Here is a 14781-nt window from a genome sequence, read left to right on the forward strand (position 1 = left end):
GTGACGCGAGTGCAACGGTCCCATGACGGAAAGGTGACATTGTTCTGCGGAAGGGTCAATGATGCTAAATCGTGGCCCGCATTCATTGATTCCAAGGGTTTGGCGGTAGCCTGCGCCGGCCATGGCGGGGCCCGGCCCGCCCTTGCATCAGGGCGATGTTTCCTGCGGGGGGAAGGGCCGGCTCAGCCCCTGTGCCCCGGCCAGGCCGAAGCGCCAGGGGTAATCCTGCGCCTTGCTGATGCCGATGCGCGGGCCGGCAAGCAGTTCGGGCGGCTGCGCGGGCAGGGTGATCGTCATGTCCGGCCCGTCGAAGGATGCCCCGTCATCCTCGGGCCGGATGCCAAGCGCCTGGGCCAGCCGTCCCGGCCCGTTGCAGAGCAGCGCATTGCCCCGCCGCATCCGCATGATGTCAAGGCCCTCCTGCGGGGCAAGGGCGCGGATCAGCGCCGCTTCCCCCGGCCGCCCCACGACATTCAGGCACAGGTGAATGCCATAGATGCGATAGACATAGGCATGACCAGCGGGACCGAACATCGCAGCGTTCCGCGCCGTGGGGCCGCGAAAGCTGTGGGAGGCCGGGTCGTCCCGGCCATAAGCCTCGGTTTCGATGATGATCCCGCCCGTGCCGCGCACCGTAAGCCGCGCGCCGACCAGGCGGCGGGCCAGTCCGACCGCATCAAGCCCGGCGATCCGGCTGCTGAAGGGCGCCGGGATCACCCCAGCCCCAGCTTCCCGCGCAGGGTCGCCAGATCCTCGGCCAGGGTGTTCACCTTGGCCGCCAGCACGGTGCGGTCGGCATCGGTCAGTTCCTCATAGGAGACGAAGCCGCCCTCGGCGGTCCTGTATTTCGCCAGAACCTCGTCCACCGCCTTGAAGTTGGCATCCACCTTGGTGACGAAATCGGCGTTCTCGGCCTCGACCATCGGGCGGAACAGGGTATAGATCTTTTCCGCGCCGTCGAAATTGCCGTCGAAATCCCACAGGTCGGTGCGGCTGTAGCGGTCTTCCTCGCCCGAGATCTTGGTGGCCGCGACCTCCTCCATCAGGACGGCGGCGCCGCCGACGACGATTTCCGGCGGGAAGGTCAGCGCGGTGATGCGGCTGTCAAGCTCGCGGATATCGGCCAGCAGCCGGTCGGCATACCCCTCCAGCCCTTCGGTGGTGCCTTCGGACCACAGCCCGTATTCGATGCGGTGAAAGCCGGTGAAGGCCTCGTCCTGCTCGGCCTTCTCGTAGTCGTCGGCGCGGGCGTCGATGGACACGTCCAGATCCGAGAAAAGCTCGGCGATGGGTTCGATCCGCTCATAGCTGAGGCGGGTCGGCGCGAACAGCGACTTGGCCTTTTCCACGTCGCCGTTCTTGATCGCCGCCACGAAGGCCTCGGTATCCGTGACCAGCTGCGCGGTGTTTTCCGCCACGAAGATCTTGTAGTCGGACAGCGGCCCCACCAGGTCCAGGGACGGATCGGCGGCCAAGGCCTGGCCCGCGAAGGCAAGGCCCAAAACGGTGCTGCGAAGGAAGGTTGCGGTCATTGCGTGCTCTCCGGGTGGATCGTCAGAAGGGGATGGCTGGGCGTCAGGTCCGCCGGGCTGCATCGACAAGCGCCCGGCCCAGATAGTCCGCATCGTCGCGGACGCCGGGCAGGGCGAAGAAGTAACCGCCGCCGACGGGCTTGATGTATTCCTCCAGCGGCTCGCCGTTCAGGCGGTTCTGGACGGTGATGAAGCCCGCCTCCAGATCGGCCTGGTAGCAGATGAACAGCAGCCCCTGGTCCAGCTGCCCGTTCTTCAGCGCGCCGCGCGAATAGTTGAAGGCGCGGCGCAGGATCAGGTTGCGCGGGCTTTGGGCATCGCGCGGGTTCGACAGGCGGATATGGGCGTCAAGCGGCGTCGCGCGGCCTTCGGGATCGGCGGCATAGTCGGGCGCGTCATGTTCGGTCGCATCCGGCCCGCCGTCCAGGGGCGCGCCGCTCATCTTGCGGCGGCCGAAGATGCGCTCCTGCTCGGCCAGGGGGGTGCGGTCCCAGCGTTCCACCATGTTGCGGATGATGCGCACCACCTGATAGCTGCCGTCCCGCGCCCAGGCGGGCTCATCCGGCGCCGTGGTCCAGACGACGCGGTCCATCAGGGCGGCATCGTTGGAATCGGGGTTGGCGGAACCGTCCCGGAAGCCCAGGAAGTTGCGCGCGCTTGGCGTGGCGCCATTGGCGTCGGGAATGACCGGGGGCACGTTGCCCTCGACCATCCAGCGCAGGACCAGGAACTCGGACAGGTTCTTCACGATGTCGCGCAGGGCGTGCAGGTTGGTGTCCTGCAGGTTGGCGCAGAACTGGATCGACAGGTCGCCGTGGCAGGAGTCGGCCTCCAGCGCGTCGTTCGGGAACTGCGCCATGCGCTGCAATTTGGCGGGCTTCAACCCGGCAAGCCAGGGCAGGTTCTCGAACAGGGACGCGCCAAGCCCTACGGTGATGGTCAGGTTGCCGGGCATGACCACCGGCCCCAGCAGCCCGGAATCGGCGGGCGGCAGGGCGGGGTCCAGGTCGGGGACCGGGCCCCCCTGGGTCAGCAGCCGGGCGCGGTCGGTCAGCAGCCGCAGCATCCGTTCCAGATCGTCGATCGAGGTCGCGGCCACGTCGAAGGACGCGATCAGCCCGTTTTCGGGGCGCGGCGTGGTGATGCCCGCCTGGTGCAGCCCGTGAAAGGGCACGCGCTGCCGGGCGGCCAGGGGCTCGGCCACGGGGGCGTCGGTGACATGGGGAGCTTCGACGAGGTGGGGGGCGGCTTCCTCGGCCCGCGGGGCAAGGGCGGCAAACCCGCCTGCGGCAAGGCCCAGAAGAACATCGCGGCGGCTTGGAGAAAGGCGCATCAGTTGATCCCGATTGCCGGTTGCAGCTTGTCCAGCGCGGCCTGCAGGGCAGACAGCGACCCTGCCAACTGCTGGCGCCGGTCGTCCGGCACCTGGTCATAGGGGGGCCATGTGTCGCCCTGCTTCAGGCTGGCCAGATCCTGTTCGGCCTTGTCCTGGGCCGCACCGATCTGCCGGTCCAGTGCCGGATCGACACCGGCCAGCACCCCCCGCAGCAGCCCCGTCAGCTTGCCGATGCCGTCCAGGCTGGCCTGCCATTCCTCAAGGTCGTTTCCGGCATAGAGGTTCTCTCCCGCCGGGACAGGGCCGGTGGCAAGCTGGCCTGCCATCGCGCCGGGCAGGGCGATCAGCAAGGCCGGATCAAGCTCCATCGCCTTCAGGCGCGCAGAGAGTTCCCGCAGGTCGGCGACCAGCCGGTCGGCTACGGGCCCCAGGCCGTCGGTGCTGTTCTGCCGGAACAGCCCGTATTCCAGCCGGTGATAGCCGGTGAAACCCGGATCATCCTCCCGCCCCGTCAGATAGGCGGCGCTGGGGTCGATGGCGTTTTCCAGATCCGAGATGCGCGAGGCCAAGGGTTCCAGATGGCGATAGGGAATGCGCGCGGCCTTCCATGCGGCCATCGCGGCGGTCAGGTCGCCCGCCGCGATGGCGTCGCGCAGCGTCTCGGCGGCCTTCACGGCGGCGTTCGACTGCATCACCATGTAGACACGGTATTCCGACAGCGGCCCCAGGAACTTGCGCAGCGTCACCTCGGACGCGGCCGCGCTGGCCTCGTCCGATGGCGTGACATGCAGGGTGCCGCGCGGGTTCGACAGCAGGCCGCAGGTGATGGCATAGTCGCCGGGCACAAGCTGCACGGTCAGGATCTGGCGAAAGCCGGGGGCGATGTTCTCGCGCTCGGCCACGACCATCACGCCGTCGAGGATTTCCCATTCGATGGGGCGGTCGGATGCGTTCACGATCTGGAAGCTGCGGCGTCCGCCCGGAACGGTGATGGTGCTGGGATCGCAGGTTCTGGTGCCGACGCTGACCGTCATGTCGGCCCCCGCATCGCGGCCGGCGGCGGCGCTTTTCTGCGTGGCATACCAGAAGGCGCCGCCCCCGGCGACGGCCAGCATGGCGGCGGCGGCAACGGCAAGGCCCAAGCCCGCGTGGGGTTGCATGTCGGTCATGTCAGATCCCGGACGGCCTGGCGGTGCTGCGGGCGGGAACGGCGGGGCGCAGGAACAGCACCAGCATCACCGCGAGGAAGATCCCGTAGGCCGCGATCTCGCCCAGGGTGGGCGCCTCGCGGTATCCCAGAAGGCCCGCCAGCACCGTGCCCAAGGGGCCGGTTTCCGGCAGAAGGTGGCTGATGTCATAGGCGCGCGCCTGCAGGCCGTTCCATATCCCCGCTTCGTGCAGGGCCTTGACCGAACCGGCCAGCAGCCCGGCTGCGACGAACAGGATGAAGACGCCGGTCCAGCGGAAGAAGCGGCCCAGATCCAGCCGCAGCGCCCCTTCATAGATCACCCAGCCGATCCCGGCCGAGACGAGAAACCCGAGAAGCGCCCCCAGGGGCGCCATGCCGTCGCGGCTTTGCTGGAAGATTGCCAGCAGGAAGAAGACCGATTCCAGCCCTTCCCGCGCGACGGCCAGGAAGACCATGCCGATCAGCGCCCAGGTGCCGCCGGTCACGGCGGCATCGACCGACTGCTGCAATTCCCCCTTGATCGACCGCGCCGCGCGGCGCATCCAGAAGACCATCCAGACCAGCACGGCCACGGCGACAAGGCCGATGGCCGCCTCGAACAACTCCTGCGTCCTTTGCGGGAACGAGGCGCTGGCAAGCTGAAGCGCGGCACCCGCGAACAGGGCTGCGGCGACGGCCAGGAAGATGCCGATCCAGACGGCGGGCAGCCAGGCGGCGCGGCCGGTCTGGCGCAGATAGCCCGCGATGATGCCCACGATCAGCGCGGCTTCCAGCCCCTCGCGAAGCATGATGAGGAATGGTGCAAGCATGGTGCCCTCCGGCCTTATCGCGACGGCGTCGGGGTGATGCCCGGCACGGCGGCGGCGCGGTAAGGTCAACGACGGGCGACGGATGCCCGCAGGCCGATCACTGCCGCGACACGGCGTCCGAGTCAATCCAGATTGTTTAGGTCGGATATGGGTTGTGCGGTTCGGTGCGGTCATCTGGATGGGCGGAAGCCATGGCAGGTCGGGGCATTGGCGATGACGTTGCGACCGCCCCGCCTGATGCTGCGGTGCTCCATGCGGGTGGCCGAGAAGCAAGGGCGGCAGCGAATCGGGATCGCTTCGCTGATCTCGATCAGATCGGGCGGTCGTTGCGCCTGTCCTCCAAGCCGGATCTGCACCGCGCCGGTCTTAAAGCCTTCAAGGATCCAGGCGCCGACATGGTCTTTATGGAAACAGAACGCTTGGAATGGGTGGGCGGCGATGGTGGGGTGAAACCCCACCCTACGACCGTTGGCTGCATCGCGGCGGTCGTGGGTCTTCGTGGAAACCCAACGCCTGAACGGGCTGGCGATGTTGGTGGGGTGGAACTCCACCCTATGCGATGACCGCAGGGTGGGGTTTCACCCCACCATCCACCACCGTCAAAGCTGTTCCTGAACATCCTCGTTCGGCTTGTCCTTGATCCTGGCCGGGTTCCTCACGTCGAACTCTTGCGGTGAATGGGGCTTGCCCTCGTGTCCGCCCTGGCCGTTCCGCCGTTCCGGCTGCTGGTCCTTGTCGGCCACGAGCGGCCTCCTTTTCGGTCACGATACCGTCCCCCGAAACCGCAGGACTGCGGCGGGGCTCGCCCTACGCTTTGTCGCGCCAGCGGTTCACCAAGGGATAGCGGCGGTCCAGCCAGAAGGCCTTGGTCGAGATGCGCGGCCCCGGCGCGGCCTGATACCGCTTCCACTCGCTGCCATAAAGCAGCCGTTCGACCCTGGTCACAGTGTCAGCATCGAAGCCCCGACCGACCAGATCGCGCAGCGACAGATCCTGTTCGACCAGTCCTTCCAGGATCGCGTCCAGGATGTCGTAGGGGGGCAGCGAATCCTCGTCCTTCTGGTCGGGGCGCAGTTCCGCCGAAGGGGGCTTGGCGATGATCCGGGGCGGGATCACCTCGCCCGCCGGGCCCATCATCCAGTCGCAGTGGTTTTCGTTCCTCCAGCGGCAGGTCTGGAACACCCGCGTCTTGTACAGATCCTTGATCGGATTGTAACCGCCCGCCATGTCGCCATAGATCGTGGCATAGCCCACGCCGATCTCGGACTTGTTGCCGGTGGTCAGCAGCATCCCCCCAAACTTGTTGGAGATCGCCATCAGCATCACGCCGCGCAGGCGGGACTGGATGTTCTCCTCGGTGATGTCGGGCCGGGTGCCCTCCATCAGATGCGCCAGGGCGCTGCCCACCGCGTCGCGCGCGCCGTCGATGTGAACGGTGTCCAGCCGCACGCCCAGGCGGGCCGCGCAATCGGCGGCATCCTCCAGGCTGGCCTGGGACGTGTATTCGCTGGGCAGCATCACGCAATGGACGTTCTGCGGCCCGATGGCGTCGGCGGCGATGGCGGCGACAAGCGCGGAATCGATGCCGCCCGACAGGCCCAGCACCACCCTGGAAAAGCCCGACTTGCGCAGGTATTCGCGCAGGCCCAGCATCATCGCCTGATAGTCCTGTTCCCATTCGTCGGGCTGTGGCGCCATCAGGCCCGGCTCGGCTCGCCAGCCATCATCCGTCAGGGTGAAATCCACATGGGCCAGCATTTCCTGGAAGGGCGGCAACTGGACGACCTTGTGCCCGCCGGGGTTCAGCACGAAGCTTGCGCCGTCGTAAAGCTGGTCGTCCTGGCCGCCGGCCATGTTGACATAGACCAGCGGCAGGCCCGTTTCCACGACACGCCCGACCATGTGGCCCATGCGCAGATCCAGCTTGTTGCGGTGATAGGGCGAGCCGTTCGGCACCACCAGGATCTCGGCCCCCGTCTCGGCCAGGGTCTCGGCCACGTCCGGGGACCAGGCGTCCTCGCAGATGGGCGATCCGATGCGGGCGCCCCCCACCGGATAGGGACCGCTGATCGGGCCGCTGTCGAACAGGCGCAATTCGTCGAACAACTGCTTGTGGGGCAGGCGGTGCTTCAGCACGTGGGCGATCAGCGCGCCGTCCTTGAAGACCCAATAGGCATTGTAAAGCTTGTCGCCGTCCCGCCTCGGCCCGCCGATGCCAAGGGCCGGGCCGCCTGTGCAAAGGGCGGCGAGTTCAAGGATCTGCTCCTCGGCCTGGCGGGTGAAGGCGGGCTTCAGCACCAGATCCTGGGTCTGGTATCCGGTGATGAACATCTCGGGCAGGGCCAGCATGTCGGCGCCCGCTTCCTTCGCGGCTTCCCACGCCTGCCGCGCCTTGCCCGCGTTGCCTTGAAGATCGCCGACCGTGGCGTTCAACTGGCCGATGGTCAGGCGGAAACGGTCGGTCATGGCGCGGCCCCTTTTTTTCTCGGCCCCCTGATAGGCGAGGGGCTGCGAAAGGAAAAGTCGGGCTTTGCGCGCGGGGGCCCGCTGCGCTAGACCATGGGCAAAAGACGAAGGGCAAGTGGCGATGAAGGCGGCAAGTTGGGCGGCTGTGCTGGCGCTGTTGGCAGGAACCGCGGCGGATGCGCAGGTCGTGACCAAGCAATACGACGATGGCGGCGTCTACGAGGGCACCTTCCGCAACGGCCGCCAGCACGGCCAGGGCAGCTATACCCTGCCCAACGGCTATCGCTACGAAGGCGATTGGGTGGAAGGCGAGATCCTGGGCCAGGGCCGCGCCACCTTCCCGAACGGATCGGTCTACGAAGGCCAGTTTGCCGAAGGCAAGCCCAACGGCACCGGCAAGATCACCTATGCCGATGGCGGCACCTATGAGGGCGATTGGGTCGCCGGAGAGATCACCGGCAAGGGCGTGGCGCGCTATGCCAACGGGTCGGTCTATACCGGCGATTTCGTCAAGGGCCTGCATCAGGGCAAGGGCGTGCTGACCCAGCCCAACGGTTATCGCTACGAAGGCGACTGGAACGCGGGCGTCAAGGAGGGCCAGGGCAGGATCACCTATCCCGACGGCGCGGTCTATGAAGGCGGGATGCTGGCCGGCCAGCGCGCGGGCAAGGGCAAGCTGACCATGGCCGACGGGCTGGTCTATGACGGCATCTGGTCGGCGGGGCAGATGTCGGGCTCGGGCGTGCTGGTCCAGGGGACGGGCGACCGCTACGAAGGCCAGATGCTGAACGGCAAGCGAGAGGGACAGGGCGTCGCCACCTATGCCAATGGCGATGTCTATGACGGCGCCTTCAAGTCTGACCGCCGCCACGGGCAGGGCACCTTCACCGGCACCGACGGCTATGTCTATACCGGCGCCTGGGTCGAGGGCCGGATGGAGGGCGAGGGCCAGATCACCTATCCCGACGGGTCCGTCTATACCGGCACGATGAAGGCCGACCGCCCCGACGGCACCGGCACCATCACCTATCCCGACGGCGCCAGCTATTCCGGCCAGTGGAAGGCCGGGGTGATCGAGGGCGAGGGCAAGGCCACCTATGCCAATGGCATGGTCTATGAGGGCGGCTTCAGGAATGCCCGCAACCACGGCCAGGGCCGGATGACCTATCCCGACGGCTATGTCTATACCGGCGCCTGGGCAGACGGTCAGCGCCACGGCGAAGGCCAGGCAACCTATCCCGACGGCACCGTCTATACCGGCCAGTTCGTGAACGGGCTGCGCGAAGGCCAGGGCAAGCTGACCACCCCGGACGGCTTCGTCTATGAAGGCGGCTGGAAGGCCGGGGAGATCGACGGCACCGGCGTTGCCACCTATGCCAGCGGCGACCGCTATGAAGGCAGCTTCGTCGCGGGCAAGCGGCAGGGCCAGGGCGTCATGCGCTATGCCAGCGGAGAGGTCGCCTCCGGCGAATGGGACCAGAACCGGCTGGTGGAAAGCGGCCCCGCGCCCGAGGGAGAGGCTGCGGAAACGCCCGCCATGCCCGGCGAGGCGCCAACACCGTAGGGTGGGGTTTCACCCCACCATTTTGCCGTCCTTTGCCAGCACGGTGGGGTAAAAACCCCACCCTACGAATGTCTTTACTTGTATGGAAGTATGGCATACTGATATTGCAGGAGGCCATTATGGACATTGCCAGGATCACCATCGCGCCCAGTACCGCCTCGCAGGTCCATGACTGGCTGCGCAAGCGCGTCCAGCGGGGCGACCTGCCGCCGGGCATGAGGATCAGCGAAACCGAAGTCGCCAGCGCCATCGGCATCAGCCGCCAGCCGGTGCGGGAAGCCTTCATCCGCCTGGCCAGCGACGGCCTGGCCGAGGTCCGCCCGCAGCGCGGCACCTATATCAGCAGGATCTCGGTGTCCGCCGTCCTGTCCGCGCGCTTCATCCGCGAGGCGGTCGAGGCCGATCTGGCCCGCGCCGTGGCAAAGGCCCGGCCAGGCGACCTTCTGGACCGGATGGGGGACGAGATCGCCGCGCAGCACCGCGCCGACAAGGCCGGTTCGGTCGAGGATTTCATCGACTCCGACGACCGCTTCCACCACCTGCTGGCGCAGGCTGCCGGGCAGGACGCCGTCTGGGCCGATCTGGAACGGCTCAAGGCGCAAATGAACCGGCTGCGCCACCTGTCCATGCGCGCCTTCGACCGCAGCTTCACCATCGGCCAACACCGGCAGATCCTCGATGCCCTGCGGCATGGCGACGCTGATGCGGCGGAGGCCGCGATGCGCACCCATCTGCGCCAGATGCTGGCCGAGGTGCCGCAGATGGCGGCGGCCCAGCCCGACTATTTCACCGACTGAGAGGATCCCCGCATGCGACACACCTGGCGTTGGTTCGGCCCGAACGATCGCGTCTCGATCGACGACATGCTGCAGGCGGGCGTCCAGGGGGTGGTGACGGCGCTGCACCACGTCCCCAGCGGCGAGGTCTGGTCGCCCGAACAGATCGCCTTGCGCCAGAACCAGCTTGCCGTGATGCGCGACGGCGCGCCTTCGGGCCTGGAATGGGAGGTCGTGGAAAGCCTGCCCGTCAGCGAGGCGATCAAGACCCAGACCGGCGACTGGCGGGGCCATGTGCAGAACTGGATCCAATCCATGCGGAACCTGCACGCGGCGGGGATCCGGGTGATCTGCTACAACTTCATGCCGGTACTGGACTGGACGCGCACCGACCTGGAATGGCGCCGCCCCAACGGCGCGCGCTGCATGCGCTTCGACCTGACCGACTTCGCGGCCTTCGACATCCATATCCTGGAACGTCCCGGTGCGGCCGATGATTTCCCGGAAGATGTGCGCGACGCCGCCGCCCGCCGCTTTGCCGCAATGGACGATGCGATCCGCAAACTGCTTGCCGGAAACGTGGTCTTCGGCCTGCCCGGCGCGGCCGAGCATCTGACCATGGGCGATGTGCGCGAGTTGCTGCAGACCTATGCCCCGGTGACGGATGCGGTGCTGCGCCGCAACTTCAACGACTTCCTGGAACAGGTGGCACCTGTCGCGCAGGATCTGGGAATGCGGCTGTGCTGCCACCCGGACGATCCGCCCTTCCCGCTACTGGGCCTGCCCCGCATCATGTCCACCGAGGCCGATTATGCCGAACGCATCGCCGCCGTGGACCTGCCCGCGAACGGCATCACGCTCTGTTCCGGCTCGCTTGGCGCGCGGCATGACAACGACCTGCCGGGCATGATGCGCCGCCTGGGCGACCGGGTGCATTTCCTGCACCTGAGGAACGTCCGCCGCGACAGCGACACCGTCCCCGCCAGCTTCTTCGAGGATGAGCACCTGTCCGGCCAGACCGACATGGTGGACCTGATCGACGCCATCCTGGCCGAGGAGGCGCGCAGGCGGGCGGCGGGGCGCGGGGACTGGCGCATCCCCATGCGCCCCGACCACGGACAGGACATCCTGGACGACATCGGTCGAGGAGGGCAGCCCGGCTATCCGGCCATCGGGCGGCTGAAGGGGCTGGCGGAACTGCGCGGGGTGGAACTTGCCCTGTCGCGCCAGCACGGGCCCGCGTGATGCGCATCCTGTCGATGGGCGAGGCGATGGTCGAACTGGGCCAGTCGGACCAGCCCGGCCTGTGGCGTGTTGGCATCGCGGGCGATACGCTGAACACCGCCTGGTATCTGCGCCGGTTGCTGGGCGGGGACTGGCAGGTGGATTACCTGTCTCGCGTGGGCCAAGGGGCCTTTTCCCAGCAGATGGTGGATTTCCTGACGGCGGAAGGGATCGGCACCGCCCATGTCGGCCGCGATCCCGACAGCGAAATCGGGCTTTACGCGATCAGCCTGAAGGGTGGCGAACGCAGCTTCGCCTATTGGCGCGACACGTCGGCGGCCAGGCGGCTGGCGGATGATCCGGCGGTGCTGGACGCGGCGCTTGATGGGGCGGCACTCGCCTATTTCTCGGGCATCACGGTGGCGATCCTGCCGCCGGAAGGCCGCGCGAACCTGCTGGCCGCCCTTGCCCGCGCCAAGGCCGCGGGCACGCGGGTGGTTTTCGATCCGAACCTGCGCCCGCGCCTCTGGGCGGATGCGGCGACCATGCGGCAGGGAATCAGCGACGCGGCGGGGGGCGCCGACCTGGTCCTGCCCAGTTTCGACGACGAGGCCACGCATTTCGGCGACGCCGACCCACAGGCGACCGTTACGCGCTATCTGGCGCTTGGAGCGGGGCAGGTGGTGGTCAAGAACGGGGGCGGGCCGATCCGCTTCGGCGGGCGTGACGGGACGGGCACCGTCACCGATCTTGAACCCGAAACTCCGGTGGACAGCACGGCGGCGGGCGACAGCTTCAACGCGGGCTATCTGGCGGCCAGCCTGTCGGGCGCGGACTGCGCGGCGGCCATTGCGGCGGGCCACGACCTCAGCCGCAAGGTGATCCGCCATCGCGGGGCCCTGGTGGCCGAGGCGCTGTAGGGTGGGGTTTCACCCCACCGCTTCAACGCCCGCCACCACCGCCCGCGCGCCGTCCCGCACCAGCCCCGTCAGTGCGGCCACCAGATCCGCCGCAAAGCCTGCATCGTCGCGCAGGGCAGGGGGGAACACTTCGGTCAAGGCAAGAAAGCCCGCCACCGTCTGCGCCGGATCCTCGCGCCACAGCGCGGCAAGGCGCGGGGCCAGCGGATCCTTGACCTCGATCGGCCGGCCCTTTTCGTCGCGGCCCGAGGCATAGCGCATCCAGGCCGCCACGGCGAGCGTCAGCCCCTGAACCGCACGGCCCGCAGCCCGTCCTTCGGCAATCGTCCCCAGGATCCGCTGCGGCAGCTTCTGGCTGCCATCCATGGCGATCTGCCAGGTGCGGTGCCGGATCGCCGGGTTGGCGTAGCGCGTGGCAAGTGCGTCGGCATAGGCGGCCAGATCCTCGCCCGGCGGAGGGGTCAGCGCGGGGATGATCTCGTCCCGCCACAGGCGGCGCACGAAGCCTGCGAAAACCGGATCGGCCATCGCGTCGGCGATGGTTTCATGCCCCGCCAGATAGCCTAGATAGGCGAGGCTGGAATGCGTGCCGTTTAGCATCCGCAGCTTCATGTGCTCATAGGGCGTCACATCGGCGACCATCTGCACGCCGACTTTTTCAAAGGCCGGGCGCGGGCCGCAGAAGTGATCCTCGATTACCCACTGGCGAAAGGGCTCGTGCATCACCGGCGCCTCGTCGCGGATGCCGGTCATAGCCTCCAGCCGGTCCAGGTCGGCGGGCGTCGTGGCGGGCACGATGCGGTCCACCATGGTCGCGGGAAAGGCCCCGTGGGCTTCGATCCAGTCCGCCAGTGCCGGGTCGATCAGACGGGCGAGTTCAAGGACCACGCCGCGCACGACCCGGCCGTTTTCCGGCAGGTTGTCGCAGCACAGCACCGTGAAGGGCGGCAGCCCCGCGTCGCGGCGCGCGGCCAGGGCGCGGACCAGGAAGCCCGGCGCGGATTTCGGCAGCGGGTTTTCCAGGTCATGCCGGATGTCGGGATGATCGCCGTTCAGGCGACCCGTGGACGGCTCATGGCAATAGCCCTTTTCCGTCACCGTCAGGCTGACAATATGCGTGGCGGGCGCGGCCATCACGTCCAGCACGGCCTGCGGATTCTCGGGCGCGACCAGCACATCGCGCAGCACCGTCACCACCTGCGGCTTCTCGCCATCCGGCCCCAGTTCAAGCGCCGTATAGGCCCAGCCCTGCGGTTTCAGCCTGTCGCGTGTGCCCGGCGACTGCAGCGAGACGCCGGTGATGCCCCAGCCTCCTGCCTCGGCCACATAGATCGCGCCATGCGCCCGGAAGAAGGCGCCGAGACCCAGGTGGACGATGCCCGTGGCGGTCGTGGACTCGCGGTAAAGCCTATCGTGCAAGCCAGCCTCCATCGACATTCAGGACCGCGCCGTTGATGTAGTCCGAGGCGGGGGCAGACAGGAACACGGCGGTCTGGCCGATATCCTCGGGCCGGCCCCAGCGGCCCGCAGGGATGCGGTCAAGGATCGCGCGGGATCGGCCGGGATCGGCGCGCAGGGCCTCGGTATTGTTCGTCTCGATATAGCCCGGCGCGATGGCGTTGACGTTCAGCCCGGATGCGGCCCATTCGTTCGCCATCAGCTTTGTCAGCCCCGCGACGCCGTGCTTGGACGCCGTGTAGGACGGCACCCGGATGCCGCCTTGGAAGGATAGCAAGGACGCGATGTTGACGATCTTGCCCCGCCCGCGCGGCAAGGCCGCCTTCGCAAAGGCCTGGCAGGTGAAGAACAGCGCCTTGAGGTTCGTGTCCATCACCTCGTCCCAGTCGGCCTCGGAGAACTCGACTGCATCGGCGCGGCGGATGATGCCCGCGTTGTTCACCAGAATGTCGATGCGCTCGGATGCGAAGACATCGCGCGCCGCCATCGGGTCGCTGAAATCCAGCCGCATCTGGCGGCCACCGCCCATCAGCGCCAGCGTCTCGTCGCAATCGCGGCGGCCTGCGGCGATGACCTCGGCCCCCGCCTGAGCCATGGCGACCGCGATGGCCTGGCCGATGCCGGTATTGGCGCCGGTGACAAGAGCTGTCTGGCCGTCCAGCGAAAACGGGTTCACCGCAGATCCCCCGGCTGGATGAAGTCCATGTCGGTGTAATCGACGTTGTCGCCCGCCATGGCCCAGATGAAGGTATAGCCGCCGATCCCCGCGCCCGAATGGATCGACCAGGAGGGCGAGATCACCGCCTGTTCGTTGGCGACGAACAGGTGGCGCGTTTCCTGCGGCTCGCCCATCAGGTGCAGCACGCGCGATTCAGGCGCCATGCCGTGATACAGATAGGCCTCCATCCGCCGGTCGTGGACATGGGACGGAATGGTGTTCCAGACCGACCCGTCCTCCAGTGTGGTATAGCCCAGAACAAGCTGGCAGCTTTCCATGACAAGCGGGTGGATGAACTGGCGGATAGTGCGCTTGTTCGAGGTCTCGACCGCGCCGGTCTTCATCTCCTTCGCGTCCTCGACGGTGATCAACCGGCAGGGCAGTTCGCGATGCGCGGGGCAGGAGGTGATGTAGAACCGACCCATGCCGCTGAACGTCACCGCGCCCGAGCCCATGCCCAGGTAAAGGACATCTCCCTTCTTCATCTCCCATGTCCGGCCCGCCGCCGTGACCGAGCCCGTCTCGCCGATGTTGACGATGCCCATCTCGCGCCGCTCCAGAAAGGTCGCGGTTTTCGTCTCCGCGATCTTGTCCAGCGTCACGTCGGCGCCGTTCGGCACCGCGCCACCCAGCACGAAGCGGTCGTAATGGGTATAGACCAGCCGGATTTCGGCATCCGCGAACAGGCCCTCGGTCAGGAAATGCCGGCGCAGGTCCGCCGTGCCCATGCGTTTCGCATGATCGGGATGGATCGCGTGGCGGGTTTCGACATGGGTGGTCATGGTCTCT

The 14781-nt window shown here is 67.5% G+C and carries 15 protein-coding genes; 4 read left to right on the forward strand and 11 right to left on the reverse strand.

Annotation, left to right across the window (positions count from 1 at the left end; all coding sequences use genetic code 11):
- Positions 1–147 precede the first annotated feature (147 nt).
- From AAIL68_RS00235 to AAIL68_RS00270, 8 genes are all read right to left on the reverse strand, one after another.
- Complete coding sequence (locus AAIL68_RS00235) at positions 148–714, reverse strand: DNA-3-methyladenine glycosylase (RefSeq protein ID WP_347137767.1); 567 nt, start codon at positions 712–714, stop codon at positions 148–150.
- Positions 714–1625 carry an iron uptake system protein EfeO gene (efeO, locus tag AAIL68_RS00240; RefSeq protein ID WP_347137481.1) on the reverse strand — a complete coding sequence of 304 codons (912 nt, stop codon included), beginning with the start codon at positions 1623–1625 and terminating at the stop codon, positions 714–716. Before efeO (AAIL68_RS00240) ends, AAIL68_RS00235 begins: the two co-directional genes overlap by 1 nt.
- Positions 1576–2865, reverse strand: coding sequence for an iron uptake transporter deferrochelatase/peroxidase subunit (efeB, locus tag AAIL68_RS00245; protein WP_347137482.1), 1290 nt, complete (start codon positions 2863–2865; stop codon positions 1576–1578). Before efeB ends, efeO (AAIL68_RS00240) begins: the two co-directional genes overlap by 50 nt.
- Positions 2865–4037, reverse strand: a complete 1173-nt coding sequence (efeO, locus tag AAIL68_RS00250) for an iron uptake system protein EfeO (RefSeq protein WP_347137483.1) — start codon at positions 4035–4037, stop codon at positions 2865–2867. Before efeO (AAIL68_RS00250) ends, efeB begins: the two co-directional genes overlap by 1 nt.
- 1 nt (position 4038) lies before the next feature.
- The gene (gene efeU, locus AAIL68_RS00255) at positions 4039–4866 is read right to left on the reverse strand and encodes an iron uptake transporter permease EfeU (RefSeq protein ID WP_347137484.1); all 828 of its coding nucleotides are present in this window, start codon (positions 4864–4866) and stop codon (positions 4039–4041) included.
- A gap of 170 nt (positions 4867–5036) precedes the next feature.
- Positions 5037–5417 carry a hypothetical protein gene (locus AAIL68_RS00260; RefSeq protein ID WP_347137485.1) on the reverse strand — a complete coding sequence of 127 codons (381 nt, stop codon included), beginning with the start codon at positions 5415–5417 and terminating at the stop codon, positions 5037–5039.
- A gap of 48 nt (positions 5418–5465) precedes the next feature.
- A complete protein-coding gene (locus tag AAIL68_RS00265; RefSeq protein ID WP_347137486.1) occupies positions 5466–5609 on the reverse strand; it encodes a hypothetical protein in 144 nt (47 codons plus the stop codon).
- 64 nt (positions 5610–5673) lie between these two features.
- Complete coding sequence (locus tag AAIL68_RS00270) at positions 5674–7332, reverse strand: NAD+ synthase (protein WP_347137487.1); 1659 nt, start codon at positions 7330–7332, stop codon at positions 5674–5676.
- 121 nt (positions 7333–7453) lie between these two features.
- Here AAIL68_RS00270 and AAIL68_RS00275 point away from each other — a divergent pair, with 121 nt between their 5' ends.
- The 4 genes from AAIL68_RS00275 to AAIL68_RS00290 all read left to right on the forward strand — a co-directional run bounded on the left by AAIL68_RS00275 (position 7454) and on the right by AAIL68_RS00290 (position 11816).
- Positions 7454–8896 carry a 2-isopropylmalate synthase gene (locus AAIL68_RS00275; RefSeq protein ID WP_347137488.1) on the forward strand — a complete coding sequence of 481 codons (1443 nt, stop codon included), beginning with the start codon at positions 7454–7456 and terminating at the stop codon, positions 8894–8896.
- A gap of 119 nt (positions 8897–9015) precedes the next feature.
- Complete coding sequence (locus AAIL68_RS00280) at positions 9016–9693, forward strand: GntR family transcriptional regulator (protein ID WP_347137489.1); 678 nt, start codon at positions 9016–9018, stop codon at positions 9691–9693.
- Positions 9694–9705: 12 nt separating this feature from the next.
- On the forward strand, positions 9706–10917 hold the full coding sequence (gene uxuA, locus AAIL68_RS00285) for a mannonate dehydratase (RefSeq protein ID WP_347137490.1): 1212 nt from the start codon (positions 9706–9708) through the stop codon (positions 10915–10917).
- A complete protein-coding gene (locus AAIL68_RS00290; RefSeq protein ID WP_347137491.1) occupies positions 10917–11816 on the forward strand; it encodes a sugar kinase in 900 nt (299 codons plus the stop codon). Before uxuA ends, AAIL68_RS00290 begins: the two co-directional genes overlap by 1 nt.
- A 9-nt stretch (positions 11817–11825) precedes the next feature.
- On the opposite strand, the gene AAIL68_RS00295 is transcribed toward AAIL68_RS00290, so the two are convergent.
- From AAIL68_RS00295 to kduI, 3 genes are read right to left on the reverse strand one after another with little or no spacing between them, the layout of a single operon-like run.
- Positions 11826–13247 (reverse strand): mannitol dehydrogenase family protein, encoded by a 1422-nt coding sequence (locus AAIL68_RS00295; RefSeq protein ID WP_347137768.1) that lies wholly within the window; start codon positions 13245–13247, stop codon positions 11826–11828.
- Complete coding sequence (gene kduD / locus AAIL68_RS00300) at positions 13225–13950, reverse strand: 2-dehydro-3-deoxy-D-gluconate 5-dehydrogenase KduD (RefSeq protein WP_347137492.1); 726 nt, start codon at positions 13948–13950, stop codon at positions 13225–13227. The genes AAIL68_RS00295 and kduD overlap by 23 nt, the downstream gene beginning before the upstream one ends.
- Positions 13947–14774, reverse strand: coding sequence for a 5-dehydro-4-deoxy-D-glucuronate isomerase (kduI, locus tag AAIL68_RS00305; RefSeq protein ID WP_347137493.1), 828 nt, complete (start codon positions 14772–14774; stop codon positions 13947–13949). The genes kduD and kduI overlap by 4 nt, the downstream gene beginning before the upstream one ends.
- Positions 14775–14781: the final 7 nt, after the last annotated feature.

The organism is Paracoccus sp. SSK6 (assembly GCF_039770665.1).
Lineage (GTDB): Bacteria > Pseudomonadota > Alphaproteobacteria > Rhodobacterales > Rhodobacteraceae > Paracoccus.

Bases quoted from the DNA above. Each gene is read 5' to 3' on its own strand.
- efeO (WP_347137481.1), bottom strand. From the start codon at position 1,625: ATGCGGACTATCTGGGCCGGGCGCTTGTCGATGCAGCCCGGCGGACCT.
- efeB (WP_347137482.1), bottom strand. From the start codon at position 2,865: ATGCGCCTTTCTCCAAGCCGCCGCGATGTTCTTCTGGGCCTTGCCGCA.
- efeO (WP_347137483.1), bottom strand. From the start codon at position 4,037: ATGACCGACATGCAACCCCACGCGGGCTTGGGCCTTGCCGTTGCCGCC.
- efeU (WP_347137484.1), bottom strand. From the start codon at position 4,866: ATGCTTGCACCATTCCTCATCATGCTTCGCGAGGGGCTGGAAGCCGCG.
- AAIL68_RS00270 (WP_347137487.1), bottom strand. From the start codon at position 7,332: ATGACCGACCGTTTCCGCCTGACCATCGGCCAGTTGAACGCCACGGTC.
- AAIL68_RS00275 (WP_347137488.1), top strand. From the start codon at position 7,454: ATGAAGGCGGCAAGTTGGGCGGCTGTGCTGGCGCTGTTGGCAGGAACC.
- AAIL68_RS00280 (WP_347137489.1), top strand. From the start codon at position 9,016: ATGGACATTGCCAGGATCACCATCGCGCCCAGTACCGCCTCGCAGGTC.
- uxuA (WP_347137490.1), top strand. From the start codon at position 9,706: ATGCGACACACCTGGCGTTGGTTCGGCCCGAACGATCGCGTCTCGATC.
- AAIL68_RS00290 (WP_347137491.1), top strand. From the start codon at position 10,917: ATGCGCATCCTGTCGATGGGCGAGGCGATGGTCGAACTGGGCCAGTCG.
- AAIL68_RS00295 (WP_347137768.1), bottom strand. From the start codon at position 13,247: ATGGAGGCTGGCTTGCACGATAGGCTTTACCGCGAGTCCACGACCGCC.
- kduI (WP_347137493.1), bottom strand. From the start codon at position 14,774: ATGACCACCCATGTCGAAACCCGCCACGCGATCCATCCCGATCATGCG.